Here is a 1,027-nt window from a genome sequence, read left to right on the forward strand (position 1 = left end):
GCGAAGCGTTGAACCGAAGCCCCAGTAAACGGCGGCCGTAACTATAACGGTCCTAAGGTAGCGAAATTCCTTGTCGGGTAAGTTCCGACCCGCACGAAAGGTGCAACGACTTGGGCACTGTCTCAACGAGAGACCCGGTGAAATTATACTATGTGTGAAGATGCACATTACCCGCGACAGGACGGAAAGACCCCGTGGAGCTTTACTGTAGCCTGATATTGAATGTTGGTACAGCTTGTACAGGATAGGTGGGAGCCTGAGAAGCCGGAGCGCTAGCTTCGGTGGAGGCGCTGGTGGGATACCACCCTGGCTGTACGGACATTCTAACCCAGGACCGTGATCCGGTCCGGAGACAGTGTCAGGTGGGCAGTTTGACTGGGGCGGTCGCCTCCTAAAGAGTAACGGAGGCGCCCAAAGGTTCCCTCAGAATGGTTGGAAATCATTCGCAGAGTGTAAAGGCACAAGGGAGCTTGACTGCGAGACCTACAAGTCGAGCAGGGACGAAAGTCGGGCTTAGTGATCCGGCGGTACCGTATGGAAGGGCCGTCGCTCAACGGATAAAAGCTACCCCGGGGATAACAGGCTTATCTCCCCCAAGAGTCCACATCGACGGGGAGGTTTGGCACCTCGATGTCGGCTCATCGCATCCTGGGGCTGTAGTCGGTCCCAAGGGTTGGGCTGTTCGCCCATTAAAGCGGTACGCGAGCTGGGTTCAGAACGTCGTGAGACAGTTCGGTCCCTATCCGTCGTGGGCGTTGGAAATTTGAAAGGAGCTGTCCTTAGTACGAGAGGACCGGGATGGACACACCGCTGGTGTACCAGTTGTTCCGCCAGGAGCATCGCTGGGTAGCTACGTGTGGACGGGATAAGTGCTGAAAGCATCTAAGCATGAAGCCCCCCTTGAGATGAGATTTCCCCTTACGCCAAGTAAGTAAGATTCCTCAGAGACGATGAGGTCAATAGGTCCGAGGTGGAAGCGTGGCGACACGTGCAGCTGACGGATACTAATCAATCGATGACTTAACTA

1 rRNA gene is annotated in these 1,027 nt (G+C 55.2%); it reads left to right on the forward strand.

What is annotated here, in order from left to right:
- Window positions 1-1,027: ribosomal RNA gene (locus tag ACGTNH_RS21090) — 23S ribosomal RNA — on the forward strand; the annotation flags it as partial.

The organism is Halobacillus sp. B23F22_1, assembly GCF_043497005.1.
In the GTDB taxonomy this organism is placed as follows: domain Bacteria; phylum Bacillota; class Bacilli; order Bacillales; family Halobacillaceae; genus Halobacillus_A.